Origin of the sequence: Streptomyces sp. URMC 124 (assembly GCF_051386455.1) — a bacterium.
Taxonomy (GTDB): domain Bacteria; phylum Actinomycetota; class Actinomycetes; order Streptomycetales; family Streptomycetaceae; genus Streptomyces.
On the sequence record NZ_JBPQTS010000650.1, the window covers coordinates 1 to 236 of the forward strand.

General features: G+C 52.5%; 1 rRNA gene. It reads left to right on the forward strand.

Annotated features, from left to right (window positions below):
• Positions 1–161: 161 nt before the first annotated feature.
• Positions 162–236: ribosomal RNA gene (gene rrf, locus ACSNOG_RS34035) — 5S ribosomal RNA — on the forward strand; the annotation flags it as partial.

A 236-nucleotide genomic window follows, 5' to 3' on the forward strand; every position in this document is an offset into this window, starting at 1 on the left:
GGAAGACCGGTAACGGTTGGAGCTGACTGGTACTAATAGGCCGAGGGCTTGTCCTCAGTTGCTCGCGTCCACTGTGTTAGTTCTGAAGCAACGAACAGTTGCTGGTTTGAGCAGAACCACTTAATTGAAGAGTGTGCTTGTTCGCTCGAAACCGATAGGGTTTCGGTGGTCATAGCGTTAGGGAAACGCCCGGTTACATTCCGAACCCGGAAGCTAAGCCTTTCAGCGCCGATGGT